General features: G+C 61.1%; 19 protein-coding genes. 12 read left to right on the top strand and 7 right to left on the bottom strand.

Annotated elements, in window-relative coordinates:
• The first annotated feature begins 205 nt into the window (after positions 1 to 205).
• The 4 genes from ACM6IT_RS05845 (at position 206) to ACM6IT_RS05830 (ending at position 1,677) form a co-directional block, all read left to right on the top strand.
• Positions 206 to 574, top strand: coding sequence for a hypothetical protein (locus ACM6IT_RS05845; protein ID WP_007988063.1), 369 nt, complete (start codon positions 206 to 208; stop codon positions 572 to 574).
• A 113-nt stretch (positions 575 to 687) separates the two neighbouring features.
• Positions 688 to 1,155 carry a YMGG-like glycine zipper-containing protein gene (locus tag ACM6IT_RS05840; RefSeq protein WP_082562897.1) on the top strand — a complete coding sequence of 156 codons (468 nt, stop codon included), beginning with the start codon at positions 688 to 690 and terminating at the stop codon, positions 1,153 to 1,155.
• Positions 1,156 to 1,171: 16 nt separating this feature from the next.
• Complete coding sequence (locus tag ACM6IT_RS05835; protein WP_056721871.1) at positions 1,172 to 1,354, top strand: hypothetical protein; 183 nt, start codon at positions 1,172 to 1,174, stop codon at positions 1,352 to 1,354.
• Positions 1,355 to 1,461: 107 nt separating this feature from the next.
• Positions 1,462 to 1,677 carry a hypothetical protein gene (locus ACM6IT_RS05830; protein ID WP_056721873.1) on the top strand — a complete coding sequence of 72 codons (216 nt, stop codon included), beginning with the start codon at positions 1,462 to 1,464 and terminating at the stop codon, positions 1,675 to 1,677.
• A 24-nt stretch (positions 1,678 to 1,701) separates the two neighbouring features.
• On the opposite strand, the gene ACM6IT_RS05825 is transcribed toward ACM6IT_RS05830, so the two are convergent.
• On the bottom strand, positions 1,702 to 4,896 hold the full coding sequence (locus ACM6IT_RS05825; RefSeq protein ID WP_414917689.1) for an RHS repeat-associated core domain-containing protein: 3,195 nt from the start codon (positions 4,894 to 4,896) through the stop codon (positions 1,702 to 1,704).
• Between the two features lie 412 nt (positions 4,897 to 5,308).
• Here ACM6IT_RS05825 and ACM6IT_RS05820 point away from each other — a divergent pair, with 412 nt between their 5' ends.
• A complete protein-coding gene (locus ACM6IT_RS05820; RefSeq protein WP_414917687.1) occupies positions 5,309 to 6,004 on the top strand; it encodes an HAD-IA family hydrolase in 696 nt (231 codons plus the stop codon).
• Between the two features lie 154 nt (positions 6,005 to 6,158).
• Here the strand turns inward: ACM6IT_RS05820 and ACM6IT_RS05815 are convergent, their stop codons facing one another.
• Entirely contained in the window at positions 6,159 to 6,905 is a 747-nt protein-coding gene (locus tag ACM6IT_RS05815) for a 3-oxoacyl-ACP reductase family protein (RefSeq protein WP_056721876.1), read from the bottom strand.
• Between the two features lie 124 nt (positions 6,906 to 7,029).
• On the opposite strand from ACM6IT_RS05815, the gene ACM6IT_RS05810 reads away from it, so the two are divergent.
• Positions 7,030 to 7,953 carry a LysR substrate-binding domain-containing protein gene (locus tag ACM6IT_RS05810; RefSeq protein ID WP_414914672.1) on the top strand — a complete coding sequence of 308 codons (924 nt, stop codon included), beginning with the start codon at positions 7,030 to 7,032 and terminating at the stop codon, positions 7,951 to 7,953.
• A gap of 75 nt (positions 7,954 to 8,028) precedes the next feature.
• Here ACM6IT_RS05810 and ACM6IT_RS05805 read toward each other — a convergent pair whose 3' ends face one another.
• A complete protein-coding gene (locus ACM6IT_RS05805; RefSeq protein ID WP_057715715.1) occupies positions 8,029 to 8,769 on the bottom strand; it encodes a phosphoadenylyl-sulfate reductase in 741 nt (246 codons plus the stop codon).
• Positions 8,770 to 8,942: 173 nt separating this feature from the next.
• Between ACM6IT_RS05805 and thrH the strand changes: the two genes are divergently transcribed.
• Positions 8,943 to 9,551 (top strand): bifunctional phosphoserine phosphatase/homoserine phosphotransferase ThrH, encoded by a 609-nt coding sequence (gene thrH / locus ACM6IT_RS05800; RefSeq protein ID WP_056721882.1) that lies wholly within the window; start codon positions 8,943 to 8,945, stop codon positions 9,549 to 9,551.
• Positions 9,552 to 9,645: 94 nt separating this feature from the next.
• Here thrH and pabB read toward each other — a convergent pair whose 3' ends face one another.
• The 4 genes from pabB to ACM6IT_RS05780 all read right to left on the bottom strand — a co-directional run bounded on the left by pabB (position 9,646) and on the right by ACM6IT_RS05780 (position 14,198).
• Complete coding sequence (pabB, locus tag ACM6IT_RS05795) at positions 9,646 to 10,989, bottom strand: aminodeoxychorismate synthase component I (protein ID WP_414914673.1); 1,344 nt, start codon at positions 10,987 to 10,989, stop codon at positions 9,646 to 9,648.
• Positions 10,990 to 11,134: 145 nt separating this feature from the next.
• Entirely contained in the window at positions 11,135 to 12,121 is a 987-nt protein-coding gene (locus tag ACM6IT_RS05790) for an alpha-L-glutamate ligase-like protein (RefSeq protein WP_056721886.1), read from the bottom strand.
• Complete coding sequence (locus tag ACM6IT_RS05785; RefSeq protein ID WP_056721888.1) at positions 12,121 to 13,656, bottom strand: inactive transglutaminase family protein; 1,536 nt, start codon at positions 13,654 to 13,656, stop codon at positions 12,121 to 12,123. Before ACM6IT_RS05785 ends, ACM6IT_RS05790 begins: the two co-directional genes overlap by 1 nt.
• Before the next feature lie 5 nt (positions 13,657 to 13,661).
• A complete protein-coding gene (locus ACM6IT_RS05780; protein ID WP_414914674.1) occupies positions 13,662 to 14,198 on the bottom strand; it encodes an ATP-dependent zinc protease in 537 nt (178 codons plus the stop codon).
• Positions 14,199 to 14,495: 297 nt separating this feature from the next.
• Between ACM6IT_RS05780 and ACM6IT_RS05775 the strand changes: the two genes are divergently transcribed.
• From ACM6IT_RS05775 to prpF, 5 genes are all read left to right on the top strand, one after another.
• Positions 14,496 to 15,215, top strand: a complete 720-nt coding sequence (locus tag ACM6IT_RS05775; protein ID WP_056721891.1) for a GntR family transcriptional regulator — start codon at positions 14,496 to 14,498, stop codon at positions 15,213 to 15,215.
• The gene (gene prpB / locus ACM6IT_RS05770; protein ID WP_007971535.1) at positions 15,212 to 16,102 is read left to right on the top strand and encodes a methylisocitrate lyase; all 891 of its coding nucleotides are present in this window, start codon (positions 15,212 to 15,214) and stop codon (positions 16,100 to 16,102) included. The genes ACM6IT_RS05775 and prpB overlap by 4 nt, the downstream gene beginning before the upstream one ends.
• Positions 16,103 to 16,144: 42 nt before the next feature.
• The gene (gene prpC, locus ACM6IT_RS05765) at positions 16,145 to 17,272 is read left to right on the top strand and encodes a 2-methylcitrate synthase (protein ID WP_320402378.1); all 1,128 of its coding nucleotides are present in this window, start codon (positions 16,145 to 16,147) and stop codon (positions 17,270 to 17,272) included.
• 195 nt (positions 17,273 to 17,467) lie between these two features.
• On the top strand, positions 17,468 to 20,062 hold the full coding sequence (gene acnD / locus ACM6IT_RS05760; RefSeq protein WP_414914675.1) for a Fe/S-dependent 2-methylisocitrate dehydratase AcnD: 2,595 nt from the start codon (positions 17,468 to 17,470) through the stop codon (positions 20,060 to 20,062).
• Positions 20,063 to 20,126: 64 nt separating this feature from the next.
• Positions 20,127 to 21,317, top strand: a complete 1,191-nt coding sequence (prpF, locus tag ACM6IT_RS05755) for a 2-methylaconitate cis-trans isomerase PrpF (RefSeq protein WP_414914676.1) — start codon at positions 20,127 to 20,129, stop codon at positions 21,315 to 21,317.
• The last annotated feature ends 42 nt before the right edge of the window (positions 21,318 to 21,359 follow it).

The following is a 21,359-nucleotide window of genomic DNA, read 5'->3' as shown; positions in this document are numbered from 1 at the left end:
CCTTAATCTCGACTCATCCGTTAGAAAGCAACACCTGGCCCGTTTCCCCAGCGGGCTTTTTTTTGTCCGCGATAAAACCTTTTCGGTAAACGCTGTCCAACCGTCGCCAATCGCGAAGTTGGACCGGCGTGCTGGACTTTATCCGCGCAAAAGCATTCAATCTCGCCCCCCTTTTTGTATACCCCTATTTTTTGAGGTTTATGTCATGCGTTTAACACTGCCCGCTCTGGTTCTGGGGCTTCTGGTTGCTCAAGGTGCAATGGCTGGCGACGGCACTGCCGCGCTGGGCGGCGGCTTGGGCGGCGCATTGGGTAATGTGGTCGGCCAGAAGATGGGCGGCAGCACTGGCGCTGCGATTGGTGCGGGTGTCGCTGGTGCGGCGGGCAGCGCAGTTGCCGCCAAAAAAGGCCATCGCACCAGCGCTGCCATCGGTGGCGGTGTCGGCGCGGCCGGTGGTTCGGTGATCGGCAATAGCCTTGGCGGCAAGTCCGGTGCCACCATCGGTGCAGGCCTGGGCGGTGCATTGGGCGGCGGCGTAGGCAGCAACCTGGCCAATGGTCACAAGCGCCACTGATCCTGATACGGATTTGAAAAGAGCCCGGCTTGATGCCGGGCTTTTTCTTTTATGAACGTTTCTCGCAGCAGCAACTCAAATCTTCCATACCCTGGAAGAATGCGAGGCGTGCCATGAACCCGGAAACCAACGGCAAAAAAAACGGAAGCCTGAATGCTCGGCTATTGATGGTGCCTGCGATTGTTTTTGGATTGCTGGTCTCTCAGGTGGCGCTGGCGGGAGGTAATGGAGATGCCGCGGTAGGCGGTGGTCTTGGTGGGGTGTTGGGCAACGTTGTCGGTGGCCAGGTGGGCGGCAGTACGGGTGCAGCGATTGGTGCAGGTGTCGGCGGAGCGGCCGGCAGTGCGATTGCCGCGCCCAAACGCAGTCGCACCGAAGCGGCGGTAGGCGGTGGTTTGGGCGCGGCGGGTGGATCGGTGGTCGGCAACAGTCTTGGCGGCTCGACCGGATCGGCCATCGGCGCAGGCCTCGGTGGTGCAGCCGGTGGTGCGGTCGGCAATGATCTGGGGAGTGACAGCGGTCATTCCCATTCCGGTAACGGTTATAAACACTCGAACAAGCACCACAAAAAGCATCACTAGTTAAGCGAGGCATCCCATGACTGCGAAAAGCGAAGGCAAGGAAGAAAAGGGCCCGAGCGGACTGCCGTCTATCAACGATCCCGGCAATGAAGATCCGGGGTCGCTGATGGATGATGCGACGGTGCCGCTTAACGATGCTGATGATTTGGGCGATGTGGGAAATATCGAGTTTGACGATGAGGAAGAGGACGAAGATTGATCGAGCCGTGCTGGCTGATTAACCGGTTGTCCAGCTGAACGAACACGTCCGTCGCCCGTTCCTCGCCAAGTCGTGGCCTGCATTTCAGGTCACACGAGAGGTGAGCTATGAAGACTGATCGAAAAGTCCCCGACGTTGATGAAACACCGGAGTATCCGCTGCCGTCGCCTACCGACTCCTTGAGCCGCGACCAACGACCGCCGGACGATGATGATGCAGGTGTGGAGCAGGTTCCGAGCGACGATGATGACGATGATATAGAGGCCGACCCAGAAGAACGGGACGATGGCGCGGGTGAGCCAGCCATTACGAAGCGACAGTGAGCCAGCCCGGGGCCGATTGCTTCGTTAAGGCGTCGGTCCGAGGGATTCAAACCCGGTTGAAAACATTTCCCGGAGCTCCCGTGAGTCTCCGTGAAGCACGTATTTATTTGAACGTTCTGGAGAGGGCGCATCAGGCTCTCCCTCATCAACTTTTACCCCTCCTTCCTCATACGGCGCCGAGCATCCTGGCTTGTACGCCCGCGGACAATTCCCGCCCAGCCCCAGTGGGTCCAACCACCCCGTCGGGTTCCGGGTGTACCGATAGGGGTTCAACCCACCGGCCAGCTTGACCGGATCCTGCGTCAGATAGCGACCGATGTCGGGATGGTAGTAGCGATGGCGGTTGTAGTGAAGGCCGCTCTCTGCGTCGAAGTATTGCCCCTGGAACCGTAGCGGTTGTTCGAGTCGCTCGCCGTCGCTCACTTCGCGGAGTTTGCCGTGGGCGGTGTATTTCGTCGACCAGACGATGGCGCCATCGTAGCTGGTCAGTTCCTGCGGGGTGCCGAGATGGTCGAGTTGGTAGTAGAACGGGCGGACGTCTGCCTGGCCCTTGCCGTCGAGCAGCGCCAGCGGGCGGAAGCTGCCGGGTTCGTAAACGTAGCTGCGGTAGTGCCAGGGAGCGCTTTCGGCGATGAGCTGGTCGCCTTGCCAGAAGAGTTGCGTGGTCTGGCCGTCGACGGTTTTGCGGATGCGCCGACCGAAGGCGTCGTAGCGGTAGCTGACACTTTTACCGTCCGGGGTGTTGACGCCAATCAGGCGGTGCTGGCTGTCGTAGGTGTATTGGGTGACCTGGGGCGGCATACCGCGGCGTTCACGGATCAGGTTGCCGAAGGCGTCGTAGACGTAGTGGCTGTCGCAATGGCGGTGCAGGCGGTTGCCCTGGAGCACGAACGGGCCCGGACGGCCGTGGATCAGCAGGTTGTCGGCCGGGTCATGGGTGAAATTCTCGGCGAACTGGTCGCGGGCGTGGCGTACGCCGGTCAGGCGGTCGAGCGAATCGTATTGATAGTGGCGTTGGCCCTGACGGCTGTCGGCAATCTGCAGCAGATTACCCTTGGCGCTGTAGGCATACTCGCGGTGGTACAGCGGTCGTTGCTTTTGGCTGACCGTATGGACCTGCAAGCGGCCCTGCTCGTCGTAGGCGTAATCGCTGAGCAGCAGACCCTGTTGGCGTTGCTGTTCGCGCCCGCGGACAAAGCGGTGGCTGGTCAGGCGCGTGCCATTGAGATCGATGGCAGTGAGGACGCCCCCCTTGGCGTGGTGGTAAACAAGGACACAGTCGTCCGGCAGGCGCAGCCGCTTGAGCCGGCCGCAGGCATCGTAGCCGTAATGCAGGGTGCCCCAACCCTGATGCTCGGTGATCAGCCGGCCCTGGCGGTCGTACTCGAACGCCAGCGGATGGTCCTGACCGTCATCGACGCCAACCAGTCGCCCACAGTTGTCGTGGTGGTACTCGACCTTGATCCCGTCGGGCAGGGTCTTTAGCAATAAGCGCCCGGTGCTGTCACGTTGGTACTGTGTGACGAGTTGCGAACCGTCGTCGCCGAACTCGGTTTTTTCCAGCAACCGGCCATTACCGTCATACGCATACGCGGTACGACGGCCATCGAAGCCGGTTTCCTGTCGGATCAATCCGCCGGGCGTGTAGTCCAGCCGATAGGTGTCGCCGACCTCGTTTTCGATCTCGGTGAGCAACAGTTGCGCATGGTCGTAGCCGTACTTCAGTGCGCTGCCGTCGGGATTGATCCGACGGCTGACCAAGTGCAGGTCGTCGGCGTATTCGTAACGGGTTACCCGTCCCAGTTCGTCGGTTTCGGCGGTGACCTGGCCATAGGCGTTGTAGCGATAGGCTCGGCAGGCACCGGTGGGCAGCGTGGTCCTGATCAGTCGTCCCGCGGCGTCTGACTCATAGCCGGTGACGGTACCGTGTTCGTCCTGCCGGGTAATCCGCCGGCCCAGCACATCGTAGGAAAAGGATCGCAGGGCACCGTCCGGCAAGATCTCCTCCAACAGTTGCCCCAAGGCGTTCCAGACAAACCGGTGACCGCTCTGGTCGGGGAATCGAATTGTCAGCAAGCGCCCCTGCGGGTCGTAGATATAGCGAGTGATCTGCCCGTCGGGATCGGAGACGGCAGTGATGTCACCCCGGGCATTGCGCTGACAGGTCCACGTCGCCTGACCACGGGTGAGTGTGCGCAGGAAACCGTGGCGATAGTCACAGGACATGGGCGTCTCATCGGGCGCAAGCTGCGCGACCAACCGGCCGACTTCGTCATACTGGTATTCGGTGACGGCACCGAGGGCGTCCTGCTCGGCGATCAGGTGGCCCTGATCGTCGTAGGCCTTGTGCAGCTCTGCGCCGTCGGGCCCGACCTGGCGCACCAACCGTGCGCGATCGTCATGAACGTAAATCTCTTCGCTGCCGTCGGCGTTGTTCACCGTCACGCCGCCTTGATCGTCCCAGGCGTAACGCGCCTCCATCTGCATAAACGACGCCCAATGATGGATGCAGCGGACTGCTTTGCCGGAGCGTTCCCACGCCCAGAAGAAGCTCGCACCGCCGGCCAGTTGCCGTTGCAGGATGACGTGCCGTTCGTCGTAGTCATAGCGTTCGCTTTCACCTGCGGCGTTGGTTGCCTCGATCAAGCGCTGGCGGGCGTCGTAGCGGTAACTGACCAGGGTCTGTTCGGTGCGCCAGGTGTTCACCTCGGGGTCGCCGCGCTGAAGCACCTGGTAGTCGACGGCCACCAGGTGCTTGAGGTCGTAACGCAGCAATAAGGCGCGGTCGGCGCCGTTGTCCAGGCGCTGGATCCGGTCACAGCGGTCCCGTTGCACCGTCAGGCGGTTGCCGTAGGCGTCGCTGATCGCGCTGAGCCGGCCGTCATGAAAGTGGTAGAACCGCGCGCGGTCGCCGGCCAGGGCGAGGATCAGTTCGTCCGGCTTCCCCCCGAGGTAAATCGTCGCCCGCGACAGGCTGTTGTGGATCACCGGGCGCACCGTCGTTGGTCGTGGAAACGGCGTGCGACGGTTTTCGGGGTCGATCCACAGCACTTGCTCGCCGTGGAGTTCCAGGTGCTGGGACAGCGAATTGCTCCAGCCAAAACCGAGGCCGTTGTCGATTTCGACGGCACTGGTGCGGTAGAGGCGGGTGAAATCGAAGGGTAGGATCCCGTCGAGGGTGCCGTCGGTCAGGGGCAGCAGTCCTTCGCCGGTAACCATCGACACTGTGCCGTTGTGGGTGGCAGTGCGCTCGATGGTGTCGGCGCTGTCGCCGTTGGGGTTTTTCGCCTGTCTGGAGGCGTCCTCGTGGCGTTCATGCCTGCCGGAGCCAAGTGTCAGGGAGCCGCTGGCGGGGCATGCCAATACCTCTTGGGGATCGAACATCTGCTGTCTTTCGCTTGGCGGAGTGTGGAGCGCGAAACTCTGCGGGGGATCGGCAAGGAAAGAAGTCGGGAAAGGTGGCGCTTGCTGTAGGGCGATTCGCTTAATCGCGGAGGACCATTGGGCGTCGAACGGGATTTGATCATTGCCCTGGACCGGCGGCGCTCGCTATGCTGCTGAATCCTTTAATCCATAGGGCATCGGCCGTACCTGAGCTGCCCCGGATGCCTTAGAAAACGGATCAGATGCGATGAATGCACCACTGAAAGCATTCGGCCCGATCAGGGCCGTGATTTTCGATATGGACGGTCTGTTGCTGGATACAGAGGGCATCTACACCGAAGTCACGTCCATCATTGCCGCGCGTTACGGCCGGACGTTCGACTGGAGCATCAAACAGAACATCATTGGCCGGGGCGCGGGCGATCTGGCGCGCTATGTGGTTCAAGCGCTGGACTTGCCGATCACGGCGCAAGAGTTCCTGGTGATCCGCGAGCCGCTGATGCGCGAGCGTTTTCCTACAGCACAGGCAATGCCCGGCGCACAGGAGCTGGTACGGCATTTGAAAGCCAACAATATTCCCATTGCCGTGGGCACCAGTTCCTCGAGCCAGTCGTTTGGCCAGAAAACTACCTTGCATCGCGACTGGTTCGCCTTGTTCGACTTCATTGTCACCGCCGATGACCCCGAGGTAGGCGCGGCCAAACCGGCACCGGATATTTTCCTGACGGCGGCGCGGCGCCTGGGTGTTGCACCGCAAGATTGCCTGGTATTCGAGGATTCGCCCTTTGGTGTCACTGCGGCGAAAGCGGCGGGGATGACGGCGATTGCGATTCCGGATGCGGCAATGGCCGACGTCAGGTACGCACATGCCGATGGCATTCTTCGTACGCTGAAGGCGTTTGTGCCGGATGCATTTGGTTTGCCGGCGCTTGAATGGGCCTAGCTAAAAAAAGACGGGTCGACACTGGCAAATGTGGGAGCGGGCTTGCTCGCGAAGGCGGTGTGCCAGGCAATATTGATGTCGTCTGATTCACCGCTTTCGCGAGCAAGTCGGATCGCCGCACCGCCGCTCCCACATTGGGTTTGCGTTTAACGCTTCAGGCGCCGAAACCACCGTCGATGGTCAGGCTGGCCCCGGTGATGTAACCGGCTTCAGGGCTGACGAGGTAGGCGACGAAGCTGGCAATCTCTTCGGCCTTGCCGTAACGGCCCACGGCCATCAACGGGATCAGGCTTTCCGCAAAGTCACCCTCGGCCGGGTTCATGTCGGTGTCGACCGGGCCCGGTTGGACGTTATTGATGGTGATACCTTGCGGGCCGAGATCACGGGCCAGGCCTTTGGTCAGGCCGACCAGTGCCGATTTGCTCATGGCGTACGGGCCGCCACCGGCGAAGGGCATGCGGTCGGCGTTGGTGCTGCCGATGTTGATGATGCGACCACCCTCGGTCATGTGCCGGGCGGCGGCCTGGGTGGCGATGAACACGCTGCGCACGTTGATGGCCAAGGTCTGGTCGAAGTCTTCGAGTTTGAACTCGGCCAGTGGTGCTACCGCCAGTACGCCGGCATTGTTGACCAGGATATCCAGGCGACCGAAGGCTTCTACCGTGGCGGACACGGCACCGCGGATGGCGTCGGCGTCGGCGCTGTCGGCCTTGATGGCCAGGGCCTTGCCGCCCTTGGTGGTGATGCTGTCTTGCAGTTCTTCGGCCTTGGCCGTGGAACTGACATAAGTGAAGGCAACGGTCGCGCCTTCAGCGGCCAGGCGCTTGACGATGGCGGCGCCGATACCGCGGGAACCACCTTGAATCAATGCCACTTTGCCGCTGAGGTTCTGAGTAGTCATGTCGATCTCCAAATCCCGAGGCGAGATGTCCCGGTTGATGGAGCCTAGTATCGATTCAGGATTACCTGCTGTGTAGACCATAATTGCGATAGTCTGTATAAACCAAAGGTTTATAGTGGCGCCTATGGAAACCTTCAGCAGTATCGAATGCTTTGTGCGCAGTGCCGAGGTCGGCAGCTTTGCTGAAGCGGCGCGTCGCTTGAGCCTGACACCGGCGGCGGTGGGCAAGAGCGTTGCCAAACTCGAGGCGCGCCTGGGTGTCAGATTGTTCCAGCGCAGTACTCGCAGCCTGACCCTGACGGAAGCCGGTCAGTTGTTTCTTGGTGAAGTCAGCGGCAGCCTGCACACGATCCAGAATGCCGTGGCCAATCTCGCCAGCGCCGGAGGGCAGCCGGCGGGCACCCTGAAAGTCAGCATGGGGACGGTATTCGGCTGCCTGTACATTGTGCCGATGCTCGGCGAGTTTCTGCGACGATTCCCGGCGATCAACCCGGACTGGCACTTCGACAATCGCCAGGTCGATCTGATCGGGCAGGGTTTCGACGCGGCAATCGGCGGTGGCTTCGAATTACCCCAGGGCGTGGTTGCACGCCGACTGAGTCCGGCGCATCGGGTGTTGGTGGCTACGCAGGACTACCTGGCGACACATGCGGCGATCAGCGAGCCAGATGACCTCAAGCACCATGACGGGATTCTGATTCGTTCGCCGCAAACCGGTCGAGTGCGCTCCTGGCAGTTGACCCATCGCAATCAGCAACACAGTCCGTTGACGCTCAAGGCGCGGATGACCATGAGCGATTCCGAGGCCGCCTGCGCCACGGCCGCGCAGGGTCTGGGCATTGCGCTGGTGAGCATGCCGTTTGCCGCGGGCTATCTGGAGTCGGGCAGGTTGCAGCGGGTGTTGCCGGACTGGTACATCGACGACGGCTACACCTCCATCTATTACGCCGAACACAAACTGCTGCCCGGCAAGACCCGGGCGTTTGTCGAATTCGTCATTGAGCAGTTTGCCGAGCGGGGGTTGGGGCAGAGGTTTAGTGCTGTTTGAGCCAGTCTTGAAACCGGGGAGCGGCCATCGCGAGCAGGCTCGCTCCCACAGAGGGGGATTTCACAAGGCTTGGGATCAGGCTTTTGACTTGCTGATGATATTCCCCGCATGCAGCCCGCATTCCTTCTGCGTCGCTTCCTCCCACCACCAGCGGCCTTCGCGCTCATGCTGGTTCGGCAGTACCGGGCGGGTGCAGGGTTCGCAGCCGATGCTGATGAAACCGCGTTCGTGCAGGCTGTTGTACGGCAGTTCCAGCATGCGGATGTAGCCCCAGATCTCTTCGCTGGTCATTTGTGCCAGCGGGTTGAACTTGTACAGGGTGCGTTCCGGTGTGGAGAACGCGGTGTCGATTTCCATCACCGCGACGGCGCTGCGAGTACCGGGGCTCTGATCCCGACGCTGGCCGGTGGCCCAGGCCGTCACGCCGGACAGCTTGCGGCGCAGCGGTTCGATCTTGCGGATGCCGCAGCATTCACCATGGCCATCCTTATAGAAACTGAACAGGCCTTTCTCCTTCACGAAGGGTTCAAGTTTCGTGTAGTCCGGCGACACCAGTTCGATGTCGATCTTGTAGTGCTCGCGCACCTGATCGATGAAGCGGTAGGTCTCGGGGTGCAGGCGGCCGGTGTCGAGGCTGAACACCTTGACGTTCTTGTTCAGCTTCCAGGCCATGTCCACCAGCACCACATCCTCGGCGCCGCTGAAAGATATCCACAGGTCATCGCCGAACTCGGCAAATGCGAGTTTCAGAATGTCCTGGGCGGACTTGTTGGCATAGGTCGTGGCGAGTTCCACGACGTCGAACGTTGGGCTCATCAGGGCGGCTTCCTACAGGTCAGTGGCGCTGGGCGCTCTATATGGGGTCGATGGTAACAAAAAGCTGCGCGGGCCGGGGCATCCTCTGCGTTGCGCAGGCAGGCCCGAGTCGCTAGAGTTCGGCAATCTTTTTGCTCGCTCGACTCAATAATCAATACAAATGGGAGTGTCTTGTGGAAATTGCCTGTCTGGATCTTGAAGGTGTGCTGGTTCCGGAAATCTGGATCGCCTTCGCCGAAAAAACCGGGATCGAATCCCTCAGGGCCACCACCCGGGACATTCCCGACTACGACGTGCTGATGAAGCAGCGCCTGCGGATTCTCGACGAGCACGGTCTGAAGCTCTCCGACATCCAGGAAGTGATCGCCACGCTCAAGCCGCTGGACGGCGCCATCGAGTTCGTCGACTGGCTGCGCGAGCGCTTCCAGGTGGTGATCCTGTCGGACACCTTCTATGAGTTCTCCCAGCCGCTGATGCGCCAACTGGGCTTCCCGACCTTGCTCTGCCATCGCCTGATTACTGACGACACCGGGCGAGTCACTGACTATCAACTGCGTCAAAAAGATCCCAAGCGTCAGTCGGTCCTGGCCTTCAAGAGCCTCTACTACCGGGTTATCGCGGCGGGGGATTCCTACAACGACACCACCATGCTGGGCGAGGCCGATGCCGGGATTCTGTTCCATGCGCCGGACAACGTGATTGCACAGTTCCCGCAGTTCCCGGCGGTGCATACGTTCGAAGCGCTGAAGCAGGAGTTCATCAAGGCTTCGAACCGCTTGTAGGAGCTGCCGCAGGCTGCGATCTTTTGATCTTGATCTTAAAAAATCGAAAGATCGCAGCCTCGTTTCACTCGACAGCTCCTACAGGGGTAGGGTTTCAGAGGTTCTGCAGAGTTTCGAGCAACACCTTCACCTTGGTGATCGACTCCTGATACTCAGCCTGCCACTCCGAGTCCGCGACAATCCCGCCACCGCCCCAGCAACACACCTGCCCGTCCTTGACCAGCAAACTGCGGATGGCGATGGAGCTGTCCATCTCGCCGCGCACATCGAGATACAACAACGAACCGCAATACAGTCCGCGCCGGGTCGGCTCAAGTTCGTCGATGATCTGCATGGCGCGAATCTTTGGCGCGCCGGTAATCGAGCCGCCAGGGAAGCTGCCGGCGATCAGGTCCAGAGCGTCGCGCTCATCCGCCAGTTCACCGGTGACGCTGCTCACCAGGTGATGCACGTTCGGATAGCTTTCCAGGCTGAACAGTTCCGGCACCCGTACCGAGCCGGTGCGGCAGGTGCGACCGAGGTCATTGCGCAGCAGATCGACAATCATCAGGTTTTCCGCGCGGTCCTTGGGGCTGGCCAGCAATTCGGCGGCGTTCGCGGCATCTTGCCCGGGCGTCAGGCCCCGCGGGCGAGTGCCCTTGATCGGGCGGGTTTCCACGTGGCCCTGGCTGATTTTGACGAAGCGCTCCGGCGACAGGCTGAGTACGGCATTGCCATCAGGCAAGCTCTGGAAGCCGGAAAACGGCGTCGGGCAAGCAGCGCGCAGCGCGCAGTAAGCGGCCCACGAATCACCCTGGCAGGGTGCGCGAAACCGTTGGGCGAAATTGACCTGGTAACAGTCGCCGGCCTGAATGTACTGCTGGATGTGCTCGATGGCCTGTTGATACTCATCGGCGCTCAAGTCGGCAGTCATCGGGGTGAGCAGTTTGAAGGGCGCGACCTCTTGCGGTGCAGGCTGGTTGAACAGCTCGATCAGGCGCTGACACTCGCTGTCGGGCAGGGTCGGGTGGAACACCAATTGACTGGTCAGCGACAGGTGGTCGCTGATCAATGCCCAGCCGTACAAACCGAAACGCGCGTCAGGCAGTTGCAGGTCGTCACGGGCCTGGCTCGGCAGGCGCTCCAGATGTCGGCCGAAGTCGTAACTCAGGTAGCCGATCAATCCACCGGCAAACGGCAACTCGTAAGGTGCTGGCAGAGTGGCTTCGCCCAGGCGTGTCAGGTTATCGCGCAGGCGTTGCAGGAAAGCGTCGCCACTTTCGTCGGGCGATACCGTCAGTTGTTCCAGTGGCCAGGCGCTGAGCAGGTCATAGCGACCGCGGTCGGCGCTGGGGCGGCCACTGTCGAGCAGGACGGCGCCAGGGGCATGGCGAATCGCCGCGAAATATTCGGCGGGGTTGGCGCGATAGGGCAGCGGGTGTACGGAGCAGGTCAACATGGGCGGGGGAAGTCAGCCATCGAGGCGGGGTGGCGATTGTAGACCTCTGTAGGATTTGGTCCTAGAGGGATGTCGGAAAGAGGCATATTGGTAACGGCCGAAATGTAACTCTGTGGCGAGGGAGCTTGCTCCCTCGCCACAGGGATCAGCCTTCGACCGCGGGAATATGCCCAAACATCTCCTGCACAAACGCCACGCGTTCTTCGACCGTTTCGGTCACGCCACGGGCCTTCAGGTCTTCCAGCCGCGCCTCGACCGCATGCGTACGCAGCGTCAGGCCGCAGTCATTGGCAATCTGGATATTCAGCCCCGGACGGGCGTTGAGCTCCAGAATCAGCGGGCCTTTTTCCTGGTCCAGGACCATGTCGACACCGATATAGCCCAGCCCGCACAACTCATGACAACCGGCGGCGAGCTTCATGAAACCGTCCCAGTAGGGCAGTTGCACGCCATCCACTGCATTGGTGGTGTCCGGGTGTTTGTTGATGATGTTGTTCAGCCAGGTGCCGCGCAGGGTCAGGCCGGTGGCCAGGTCCACGCCGACACCGATGGCGCCCTGGTGCAGGTTGGCCTTGCCGTTGGACTGGCGCGTCGGCAGGCGCAACATGGCCATCACCGGGTAGCCCATCAAGACAATGATGCGGATGTCCGGCACGCCTTCATAGCTGATGCTCTTGAAGATCTGATCCGGAATCACCCGGTATTCGATCAGCGCCCGGTCGCGGTGACCGCCCAGGGAGTACAGGCCGGTCAGGATGCTGGAAACCTGGTGCTCGATTTCCTCATGGCTGATGATCCGGCCGGACACCGTGCGATAACGCCCTTCAAAGCGGTCGGCGATCACCAGGATGCCATCACCGCCAGCGCCCTGGGCCGGCTTGATCACGAAGTCACTGCGTGCGCCGATGATCTCTTCGAGATTGTCGATTTCCTTCTCGGTGGAAATCACCCCATAGAGTTCCGGCACATGAATGCCGGCGGCGATGGCGCGTTCCTTGGTGATGATCTTGTCATCGACGATCGGGTACAGGCTGCGCTTGTTGTACTTGAGCACGTAGTCTGCGTTGCGCCGATTGATCCCCATGATGCCCCGGGCTTCCAGGGCCTTCCAGGTCTTCCAGAGGCCGAACATCAGGCGTCAGCCTTTTTCAGGAAGGCCTTGAAACGCACGAGTTCAGTCAGGCGATAACCGCGATAACGACCCATGGCCAGCATGAAGCCCACCAGGATCAGCAGGATCGCCGGGAAAGTGAACACGAAGTACACCAGTTCCGGCACGGTCATGATCAGGTGCGCCAGGGATGCGGCGAACAGGGTGCCGATCGCCACTTTCATGGCATGGCCACCGCCGCGTTCTTCCCAGGTGATCGACAGGCGTTCGATGGTCATGGTCAGGATCACCATCGGGAACAGCGCCACCGACAAGCCGCGTTCCAGGCCGAGTTTATGGCTGAACAGGCTGATGGCCGCAATCAGCACCACCACGAACGTCAGCACCACCGACAACCTGGGCAGCATTTGCAGTTTCAGGTGTTCGAGGTAGGAGCGCAGCGACAGGCCCAGCGCCGTGATGATGGTAAACAGCATGATACCGAAGCCGAGCTGGGTTTCGCGGAAGGCCAGGGCGATCAGCACCGGGGTGAAGGTGCCCAGGGTCTGGATGCCGATCAGGTTGCGCAGGATCAGGATCACCAGCACGCCGATCGGGATCATCACCATGATCATGAAGGTCTGCTGGGTTTGCAGTGGCAGGCCGTACAGCGAGTACTCGAGGAAGTTGGCGTCGGTGTTTTCGTCGGTCAGCTTGGCCAGGCGAATGGCGTTCATTTCGCTGTTGTTCAGGCTGAAGGTCACGTTGGCTTTCTTGCCGCCATCGACGGTGATCAGGTTTTCGTCGCCGCTCCACCACAGCAGGCGGTCGGTCGGCAGGCCCTGTTCACCGGTTTCCGGGTTGAAGTACAGCCAGTCGGTGCCGTTGAAGCTGCGCAGCCACAGTTCCGGCATTTGCGGCTGGTCGGCCACCAGGCGGATGGTGTGGACCTTCTCGATTGGCACGTGGGCGATGGACAGCAGCAACTCGACGATTTTTGCCTTGTGCGCAGCGGAAGGATCACCGGCCAGCAGCAGTTTCACGTTGTCGTCGTTGGGGTTGTTGACGCGCTTGATGGCTTCGCCGACGAAGGTTTCGACGTCGGCCGAGTGCTGGCGAATCGGTGCGAGCAGGGCTTCGGCGGCGATTTTTTCCGGGCCTTCGATGGTCATGCTGTCGCGAAAGGTCGGGCCTTTGATCTTGGCTTTTTCACCGGAATAACGCTTGGTCAGCACCAGGCGGTAATACAGCGTCTGGTTGCCTTTGGCCCGGCGTGCCGACCAGGTGACCTTGCGGTTGCCATCGACCCGGTTCACCGCCACGCCGTAGTTGTTGGAGATGAAGCTCTCGTTGAGGCTCACGAAGTCGCGGCTCAGCGGAGGCACGAACATCTGGATCTTGACCGGGTCCTTGGCGCTGGCGACGAACTCGACCTTGGCGTCGATGTTCCACAGGTCGTCGGTGGCGTCTTCGGTCACCGGGATGCCCAGCACGAAGATCTGATAGGCCGTAACTGAAATGCCCAGCACCACCAGGATGGCGATCAGCAGTTTCAGGTGAAGGGTAAGAGAGCGCATTTGAATTACTCGGCGGTATGAGCGTCGGTGGTGCAGGCAGGTTTGCCGGCAGCATATTTAAGGCTGGGGTCGACCAGTGCATCGAAGCGCTTGAGCGCTTCGGAGCCAATCAGTAGCGGGTATTGGAAAGCGCTGCGGTCGGTCAGGTTCACTTCGATGCTGCGCAGGGCCGAGCCCATGCAGATATCCAGTTCGATCACCGGGCGGGCGGTGTACTTCTTGCCTTCCTCCGGGTCGTAGTCGCCGGCCCGGCGCTTGATCTTGCTGACACGGGCCAGCGGGCGTTCGATCGGGTGCGAATGGGCGGCGTCGATGGCCAGGTAAAAGCGCACCCATGATTCGCCATTGCGTTTGAAACGTTTGATGTCCCGGGCGCTCAGGGAAGCGGTTTTCGCCCCGGTGTCGAGTTTGGCCGCCACTTCCAGGTCGATGCCATTGAGCGATGCGTACTCATTGAGGCCATACACGGTCTTTTCCCCGCCCATTGCGAAGCCGGGCAGGCAAAGTAAATAAAGGAAGCTTGGGAAGGGCTTGAGTCTCATAAATCCTGGTGCGCAGCGGTCCGACTTGATTCAAGGCCCTGGCATCGCTGCGCAAGCTCCCTCGTATGCCTGGCAGGGTTTTATGACAGGCAGTGCAGATGTGACAAACAAATGCGGGCGGCATTCTAGCACGGTGGTTTGGTGGCGCCAGCGCTGGCCGGTGGCTATAAATAGACGGGTTGCTTCGTTGTGGTGCAACCGGTTATCAGAAGATTGTCGACAATATCTATTTATCCTTTGACTGATTCGCCTGTATTCGTTAGTTTTTACGGCATTGGCTTTCAAGGTGTCGACAATATGCTGGATCAACTCGATCCCCCGGTTTCTACGCAAGACGATACGGAGACGCTTTCCGAGAACGTCTTCCGACGCATTCAGGCGGCTATCGTCAAAGGCGATATCGCGCCGGGCAGCAAAATTTCCGAACCGGAACTGGCGCGTACCTACGGCATCAGCCGTGGCCCGTTGCGCGAGGCCATCCACCGTCTGGAAGGCCAGCGCCTGCTGGTTCGCGTGCCGCATGTCGGCGCACGGGTGGTGTCGCTCAACCACGCCGAACTGATTGAGCTATACGAAATCCGCGAATCCCTGGAAGGCATGGCCTGCCGCCTGGCCGCCGAGCGCATGAGTCTCGAAGAAATCGACGAACTGCGTCGGGTCCTGGAAACCCACGAGCGCGATGAGGCGTTTCAGGCCGGGAGAGGCTACTACCAGCAGGAAGGCGATTTCGACTTCCACTACCGGATTATCCAGGGCAGCGGTAACCGCACCCTGACGCAAATGCTCTGCGGCGAGCTGTATCAACTGGTGCGTATGTACCGCATGAAGTTTTCCAGCACGCCCAATCGCCCACACCAGGCGTTCGCCGAGCACCACCGAATTCTCGACGCCATCGCCGACCGTGACGGTGAACTGGCCGAGTTGTTGATGCGCCGTCACATCGGCGCCTCCAAACGCAACATCGCCCGTCATTACCAGGACGGCGCCAACCCGACAGCCAAACGAGGTGAGTCATGAGTTTGAACAAGAGCACTCCAGGCCAGCGTTTCCGCGATGCGGTCGCCAGCGAGCATCCATTGCAAGTGGTCGGCGCGATCAACGCCAACCACGCGCTGCTGGCCAAGCGCGCCGGTTTCAAGGCGATCTACCTGTCGGGTGGCGGGGTGGCTGCCGGCTCCCTCGGCCTGCCGGACCTGGGCATCACCGGTCTGGATGACGTGCTGACCGACGTGCGCCGCATCACCGACGTCTGCGACCTGCCGCTGCTGGTGGACGTGGACACCGGTTTCGGTTCCTCGGCCTTCAACGTGGCCCGTACCGTGAAGTCGATGATCAAGTTCGGCGCGGCGGCGATTCACATCGAGGACCAGGTCGGCGCCAAGCGTTGCGGCCACCGTCCTAATAAAGAGATCGTGACCCAGCAGGAAATGGTCGATCGCATCAAGGCGGCGGTCGATGCCCGTACCGACGACAGCTTCGTGATCATGGCCCGTACCGACGCCCTGGCGGTGGAAGGCCTGGAATCTGCCCTGGATCGCGCCGCTGCCTGCATCGAAGCCGGCGCCGACATGATTTTCCCGGAAGCCATCACCGAACTGGACATGTACAAGCTGTTCGCCAGCCGCGTGAAAGCGCCAATCCTGGCCAACATCACCGAATTCGGCGCGACGCCGCTGTACACCACCGAGCAACTCGCCGCTGTCGACGTGTCGCTGGTGCTGTACCCGCTGTCGGCCTTCCGCGCCATGAACAAGGCCGCGGAAAACGTCTACACCGCGCTGCGCCGCGATGGCACGCAGGCGAATGTCATCGACACCATGCAGACGCGCATGGAGCTTTACGATCGCATCGACTACCACACCTTCGAGCAGAAGCTCGATGCGTTGTTCGCCGCGAAGAAGTAAGTCGAATAACTCCCTAATAAATTCAAGAAACTGGAGGCAGAAATGGCCGAAGCAAAAGTACTCAGTGGCGCCGGGCTCCGTGGCCAGGTTGCCGGGCAAACCGCACTGTCCACCGTGGGCCAGTCGGGTGCCGGTCTGACCTATCGTGGTTATGACGTTCGTGAACTGGCGGCTGACGCACAGTTCGAAGAAGTGGCCTACCTGCTGCTGTACGGCGAACTGCCGAGCAAGGCGCAACTGAACGCCTACATCACCAAGCTGAGCAAGCTGCGTGACCTGCCGCAGGCGCTCAAGGAAGTGCTGGAGCGCATCCCCGCCGACGCCCACCCGATGGACGTGATGCGCACCGGTTGCTCGTTCCTGGGCAACCTGGAGCCGGAGAACGACTTCTCCGAGCAACACGACAAGACTGACCGCCTGCTGGCTGCATTCCCGGCGATCATGACCTACTGGTACCGCTTCAGCCACGAAGGCAAGCGCATCGATTGCGTGAGCGACGAGCAGTCCATCGGCGGCCACTTCCTGCACCTGCTGCACGGCAAGAAGCCGAGTGAACTGCACGTCAAGGTGATGAACGTTTCACTGATCCTCTACGCAGAGCACGAATTCAACGCGTCGACCTTCACCGCGCGTGTTTGCGCATCGACCCTGTCCGATCTTTACTCTTGCATCACCGCGGCCATCGGCTCGCTGCGCGGTCCGCTGCACGGCGGCGCCAACGAAGCGGCGATGGAAATGATCGAGCGCTTCTCGTCGCCGGAAGACGCGATCAAGGGCACCCTCGGCATGCTCGAGCGCAAGGACAAGATCATGGGCTTCGGCCACGCGATCTATAAGGACAACGATCCGCGCAACGAAGTGATCAAGGGCTGGTCGAAAAAACTCGCTGACGAAGTGGGCGACAAGGTGTTGTTCCCGGTGTCCGAGGCCATCGACAAGACCATGTGGGAGCAGAAGAAACTGTTCCCGAACGCCGACTTCTACCATGCCTCGGCGTACCACTTCATGGGCATCCCGACCAAGTTGTTCACACCGATCTTCGTCTGCTCGCGCCTGACCGGCTGGGCCGCACACGTGTACGAACAACGAGCCAACAACCGCATCATCCGTCCAAGCGCCGAGTACACCGGCGTTGAACAGCGCAAGTTCGTACCAATCGAACAACGCTGAATGGTGGGAATGCCTGCACAGGTCACTGAATGAACCGGTGACCCTGTAGGAGCTGCCGCAGGCTGCGATCTTTTGATATTGCTTTTTGAAGATCAAAAGATCGCAGCCTGCGGCAGCTCCTACAGGCGATCGAAGTCAGCTCAGGAACTGTGCCAGGCCCACCTTTTGAAACTACCGTGACCCGAGTCCTGACCGATGAACACTGAATTCCGCAAATCGCTGCCCGGCAGCCACCTGGATTACTTCGACGTCCGCGCGGCAGTCGAGGCGATCCAGCCTGGCGCCTACGACACCCTGCCGTACACCTCCCGTGTGCTGGCGGAAAACCTTGTGCGTCGCTGCGACCCGGCCACGCTCACCGAATCCCTGAAGCAATTCATCGAGCGCAAGCGCGACCTCGACTTCCCGTGGTTCCCGGCCCGCGTGGTGTGCCACGACATTCTCGGCCAGACCGCTTTAGTCGACCTTGCCGGCCTGCGTGACGCCATCGCCCTGCAAGGCGGCGATCCTGCGCAAGTCAACCCGGTGGTGCCGACCCAACTGATCGTCGACCACTCCCTGGCCGTCGAGCGCGGTGGCTTCGATCCGGAAGCGTTCGAGAAGAACCGCGCCATCGAAGACCGTCGAAACGAAGACCGTTTCCACTTCATCAACTGGACCAAGAAGGCGTTCAAGAACGTCGACGTGATCCCGCCAGGCAACGGCATCATGCACCAGATCAACCTGGAGAAAATGTCTCCGGTGATCCAGGTGCGTGACGGCGTGGCGTTCCCTGACACCTGCGTCGGCACCGACAGCCACACCCCGCACGTCGATGCGCTGGGCGTGATCGCCATTGGTGTCGGTGGCCTGGAAGCCGAAAGCGTGATGCTCGGCCGCGCCTCGTGGATGCGTCTGCCAGAAAGCGTTGGCGTCGAGCTGACCGGCAAGCTGCAACCGGGCATCACCGCCACCGACATGGTGCTGGCGTTGACCGAATTCCTGCGCAAGCAAAAAGTGGTTGGCGCATGGCTGGAGTTCTTCGGCGAAGGCGCGTCAAGGTTGACCCTTGGCGACCGCGCGACCATCTCCAACATGGCTCCGGAATACGGCGCCACCGCGGCGATGTTCTACATCGACCAGCAGACCATCGACTACCTCAAGCTCACCGGCCGTGAAGACGAGCAGGTGCAGTTGGTCGAGAACTACGCCAAGACCACAGGCCTGTGGGCCGACAGCCTGAAGGGCGCGCAATACGAGCGCGGCCTGACCTTCGACCTGTCCTCGGTGGTGCGCAACATGGCTGGCCCAAGCAACCCGCACGCCCGTGTCGCGGTTTCGGATCTGGCGGCCAAAGGCATCTCCGGCCAATGGGAAGACGTGCCTGGCCAGATGCCGGATGGCGCGGTGATCATTGCCGCCATCACCAGCTGCACCAACACCAGCAACCCGCGCAACGTGATCGCCGCCGGCCTGCTGGCGCGCAACGCCAACAAGCTCGGCCTGACCCGCAAGCCATGGGTCAAATCGTCCCTGGCACCGGGTTCGAAAACCGTCGCGCTGTACCTCGACGAAGCCGGCCTGACCGATGAGCTGGACAAGCTCGGCTTCGGCGTCGTGGCCTTTGCCTGCACCACCTGCAACGGCATGTCCGGCGCACTGGACCCGGTGATCCAGCAAGAGATCATCGACCGCGACCTGTACGCCACTGCCGTGTTGTCCGGCAACCGTAACTTCGACGGCCGGATTCATCCGTACGCCAAGCAAGCGTTCCTCGCTTCGCCGCCACTGGTGGTCGCTTACGCCATCGCCGGCACCATCCGTTTCGACATCGAAAAAGACGTGCTGGGCGTGGTCGACGGCAAGGAAATCCGCCTGAAAGACATCTGGCCGAGCGACGAAGAAATCGACTCGGTGGTGAAGGCCTCGGTCAAACCTGAGCAGTTCCGCCAGGTCTACATCCCGATGTTCGCCATCCACGAAGACACCGGCCCGAAAGTCGCGCCGCTGTACGACTGGCGTGAAATGAGCACCTACATCCGCCGTCCGCCGTACTGGGAAGGCGCGCTGGCCGGCGCTCGTCCGCTCAAGGGCATGCGCCCGCTGGCGGTACTGCCGGACAACATCACCACCGATCACCTGTCGCCATCCAACGCCATCATGCTCGACAGCGCCGCCGGCGAATACCTGGCGAAAATGGGCCTGCCGGAAGAGGACTTCAACTCTTACGCGACTCACCGTGGTGACCACCTGACCGCGCAGCGTGCGACCTTCGCCAACCCGAAACTGTTCAACGAAATGGTTCAGGAAGACGGCAAGGTCAAGCAAGGTTCGCTGGCCCGCGTCGAGCCGGAAGGTAAAGTGATGCGCATGTGGGAAGCCATCGAGACCTACATGGATCGCAAGCAGCCGCTGATCATCATTGCCGGTGCCGACTACGGTCAGGGTTCGTCCCGCGACTGGGCAGCAAAAGGCGTGCGTCTGGCCGGTGTCGAAGCGATTGCCGCCGAAGGCTTCGAACGCATTCACCGCACCAACCTGGTGGGCATGGGCGTCTTGCCGCTGGAGTTCAAACCAGGCACCAACCGCCATACCCTGGCGATTGATGGCAGTGAAACCTACGACGTCATCGGTGAGCGCACCCCGCGTGCCGAGCTGACGCTGGTGATCCATCGCAAGAACGGCGAGCGCGTCGATGTGCCGGTGACCTGCCGCCTCGACACCGCTGAAGAAGTGTCGATCTACGAGGCCGGCGGCGTGTTGCAACGCTTCGCCCAGGACTTCCTCGAAGAATCGGCGGTTGCCGTCTAAAACGCTGCACAGGCATGGGACTTTGAGTCCCATGTCTGTTTCTGGATTAGGAGTAACGAGCACCATGGCTCACGCACCGCAGATCAAAATTCCCGCCACCTACATGCGCGGCGGCACCAGCAAAGGCGTGTTTTTCAGTCTCAAGGATTTGCCTGAAGCGGCCCAGGTTCCAGGCCCGGCCCGCGATGCCTTGTTGCTGCGCGTGATCGGCAGCCCCGATCCGTACGACAAGCAAATCGACGGCATGGGCGGCGCGACCTCCAGCACCAGCAAAACCGTGATCCTGTCGAAAAGCACCCAGGCTGATCACGACGTCGATTACCTGTTCGGCCAGGTTTCCATCGACAAGCCTTTCGTGGACTGGAGTGGCAACTGCGGCAACCTGACCGCGGCAGTCGGTTCGTTCGCCGTCAGCAACGGTCTGGTCGATGCCAGCCGCATCCCGCACAACGGCGTGGCCGTGGTTCGCGTGTGGCAGGCCAACATCAGCAAGACCATCATCGCCCACGTGCCGATCACCAACGGTGAAGTGCAGGAAACCGGTGACTTCGAACTCGACGGCGTAACCTTTCCGGCCGCCGAAGTACAGGTTGAATTCCTCGATCCGGCAGCGGATGAAGAGGGCGGTGGCGGTTCGATGTTCCCGACCGGCAACCTCGTGGATGACCTCGAAGTACCTGGCGTCGGCACCTTCAAGGCGACCCTGATCAACGCCGGCATCCCGACGATTTTCGTCAATGCCGAAGACATCGGCTACAAAGGCACTGAGCTGCAAGGCGCCATCAACGGCGATCCGAAAGCCCTGCTGATGTTCGAAACCATCCGCGCTTACGGCGCGCTGCGCATGGGCCTGATCTCGAACGTCGACGAAGCGGCCAAGCGGCAGCACACGCCGAAGGTGGCCTTCGTCGCCAAACCAGCGGATTACGTATCGTCCAGTGGCAAAGCCATTGCGGCGGGTGATGTCGACCTGCTGGTGCGTGCGCTGTCGATGGGCAAGTTGCACCACGCGATGATGGGGACTGCGGCGGTGGCAATCGGCACGGCGGCAGCGATCACCGGCACGCTGGTTAACCTCGCGGCAGGCGGTATCGAACGCAACGCGGTGCGCTTCGGCCATCCGTCCGGCACTTTGCGCGTCGGCGCCGAGGCCAGCCAGGTCAATGGCGAATGGACCGTGAACAAGGCGATCATGAGCCGCAGTGCGCGGGTGTTGATGGAAGGGTACGTTCGTGTACCGGGTGATTCTTTCTAACCAACACAAACCCTGTAGGAGCTGCCGAAGGCTGCGATCTTT

The sequence above is a fragment of the Pseudomonas sp. IT-P4 genome (assembly GCF_949767755.1).
In the GTDB taxonomy this organism is placed as follows: Bacteria; Pseudomonadota; Gammaproteobacteria; order Pseudomonadales; family Pseudomonadaceae; genus Aquipseudomonas; species Aquipseudomonas monachiensis.
This window is presented reverse-complemented; position numbering and strand designations above follow the sequence as displayed.

Excerpts from the sequence above, each read along its gene's own strand:
- ACM6IT_RS05845 (WP_007988063.1), top strand. The coding sequence starts at position 206 with ATGCGTTTAACACTGCCCGCTCTGGTTCTGGGGCTTCTGGTTGCTCAA.
- ACM6IT_RS05840 (WP_082562897.1), top strand. The coding sequence starts at position 688 with ATGAACCCGGAAACCAACGGCAAAAAAAACGGAAGCCTGAATGCTCGG.
- ACM6IT_RS05835 (WP_056721871.1), top strand. The coding sequence starts at position 1,172 with ATGACTGCGAAAAGCGAAGGCAAGGAAGAAAAGGGCCCGAGCGGACTG.
- ACM6IT_RS05830 (WP_056721873.1), top strand. The coding sequence starts at position 1,462 with ATGAAGACTGATCGAAAAGTCCCCGACGTTGATGAAACACCGGAGTAT.
- ACM6IT_RS05825 (WP_414917689.1), bottom strand. The coding sequence starts at position 4,896 with ATGGTTACCGGCGAAGGACTGCTGCCCCTGACCGACGGCACCCTCGAC.
- ACM6IT_RS05820 (WP_414917687.1), top strand. The coding sequence starts at position 5,309 with ATGAATGCACCACTGAAAGCATTCGGCCCGATCAGGGCCGTGATTTTC.
- ACM6IT_RS05815 (WP_056721876.1), bottom strand. The coding sequence starts at position 6,905 with ATGACTACTCAGAACCTCAGCGGCAAAGTGGCATTGATTCAAGGTGGT.
- ACM6IT_RS05810 (WP_414914672.1), top strand. The coding sequence starts at position 7,030 with ATGGAAACCTTCAGCAGTATCGAATGCTTTGTGCGCAGTGCCGAGGTC.
- ACM6IT_RS05805 (WP_057715715.1), bottom strand. The coding sequence starts at position 8,769 with ATGAGCCCAACGTTCGACGTCGTGGAACTCGCCACGACCTATGCCAAC.
- pabB (WP_414914673.1), bottom strand. The coding sequence starts at position 10,989 with ATGTTGACCTGCTCCGTACACCCGCTGCCCTATCGCGCCAACCCCGCC.
- ACM6IT_RS05790 (WP_056721886.1), bottom strand. The coding sequence starts at position 12,121 with ATGTTCGGCCTCTGGAAGACCTGGAAGGCCCTGGAAGCCCGGGGCATC.
- ACM6IT_RS05785 (WP_056721888.1), bottom strand. The coding sequence starts at position 13,656 with ATGCGCTCTCTTACCCTTCACCTGAAACTGCTGATCGCCATCCTGGTG.
- ACM6IT_RS05780 (WP_414914674.1), bottom strand. The coding sequence starts at position 14,198 with ATGAGACTCAAGCCCTTCCCAAGCTTCCTTTATTTACTTTGCCTGCCC.
- ACM6IT_RS05775 (WP_056721891.1), top strand. The coding sequence starts at position 14,496 with ATGCTGGATCAACTCGATCCCCCGGTTTCTACGCAAGACGATACGGAG.
- prpB (WP_007971535.1), top strand. The coding sequence starts at position 15,212 with ATGAGTTTGAACAAGAGCACTCCAGGCCAGCGTTTCCGCGATGCGGTC.
- prpC (WP_320402378.1), top strand. The coding sequence starts at position 16,145 with ATGGCCGAAGCAAAAGTACTCAGTGGCGCCGGGCTCCGTGGCCAGGTT.
- acnD (WP_414914675.1), top strand. The coding sequence starts at position 17,468 with ATGAACACTGAATTCCGCAAATCGCTGCCCGGCAGCCACCTGGATTAC.
- prpF (WP_414914676.1), top strand. The coding sequence starts at position 20,127 with ATGGCTCACGCACCGCAGATCAAAATTCCCGCCACCTACATGCGCGGC.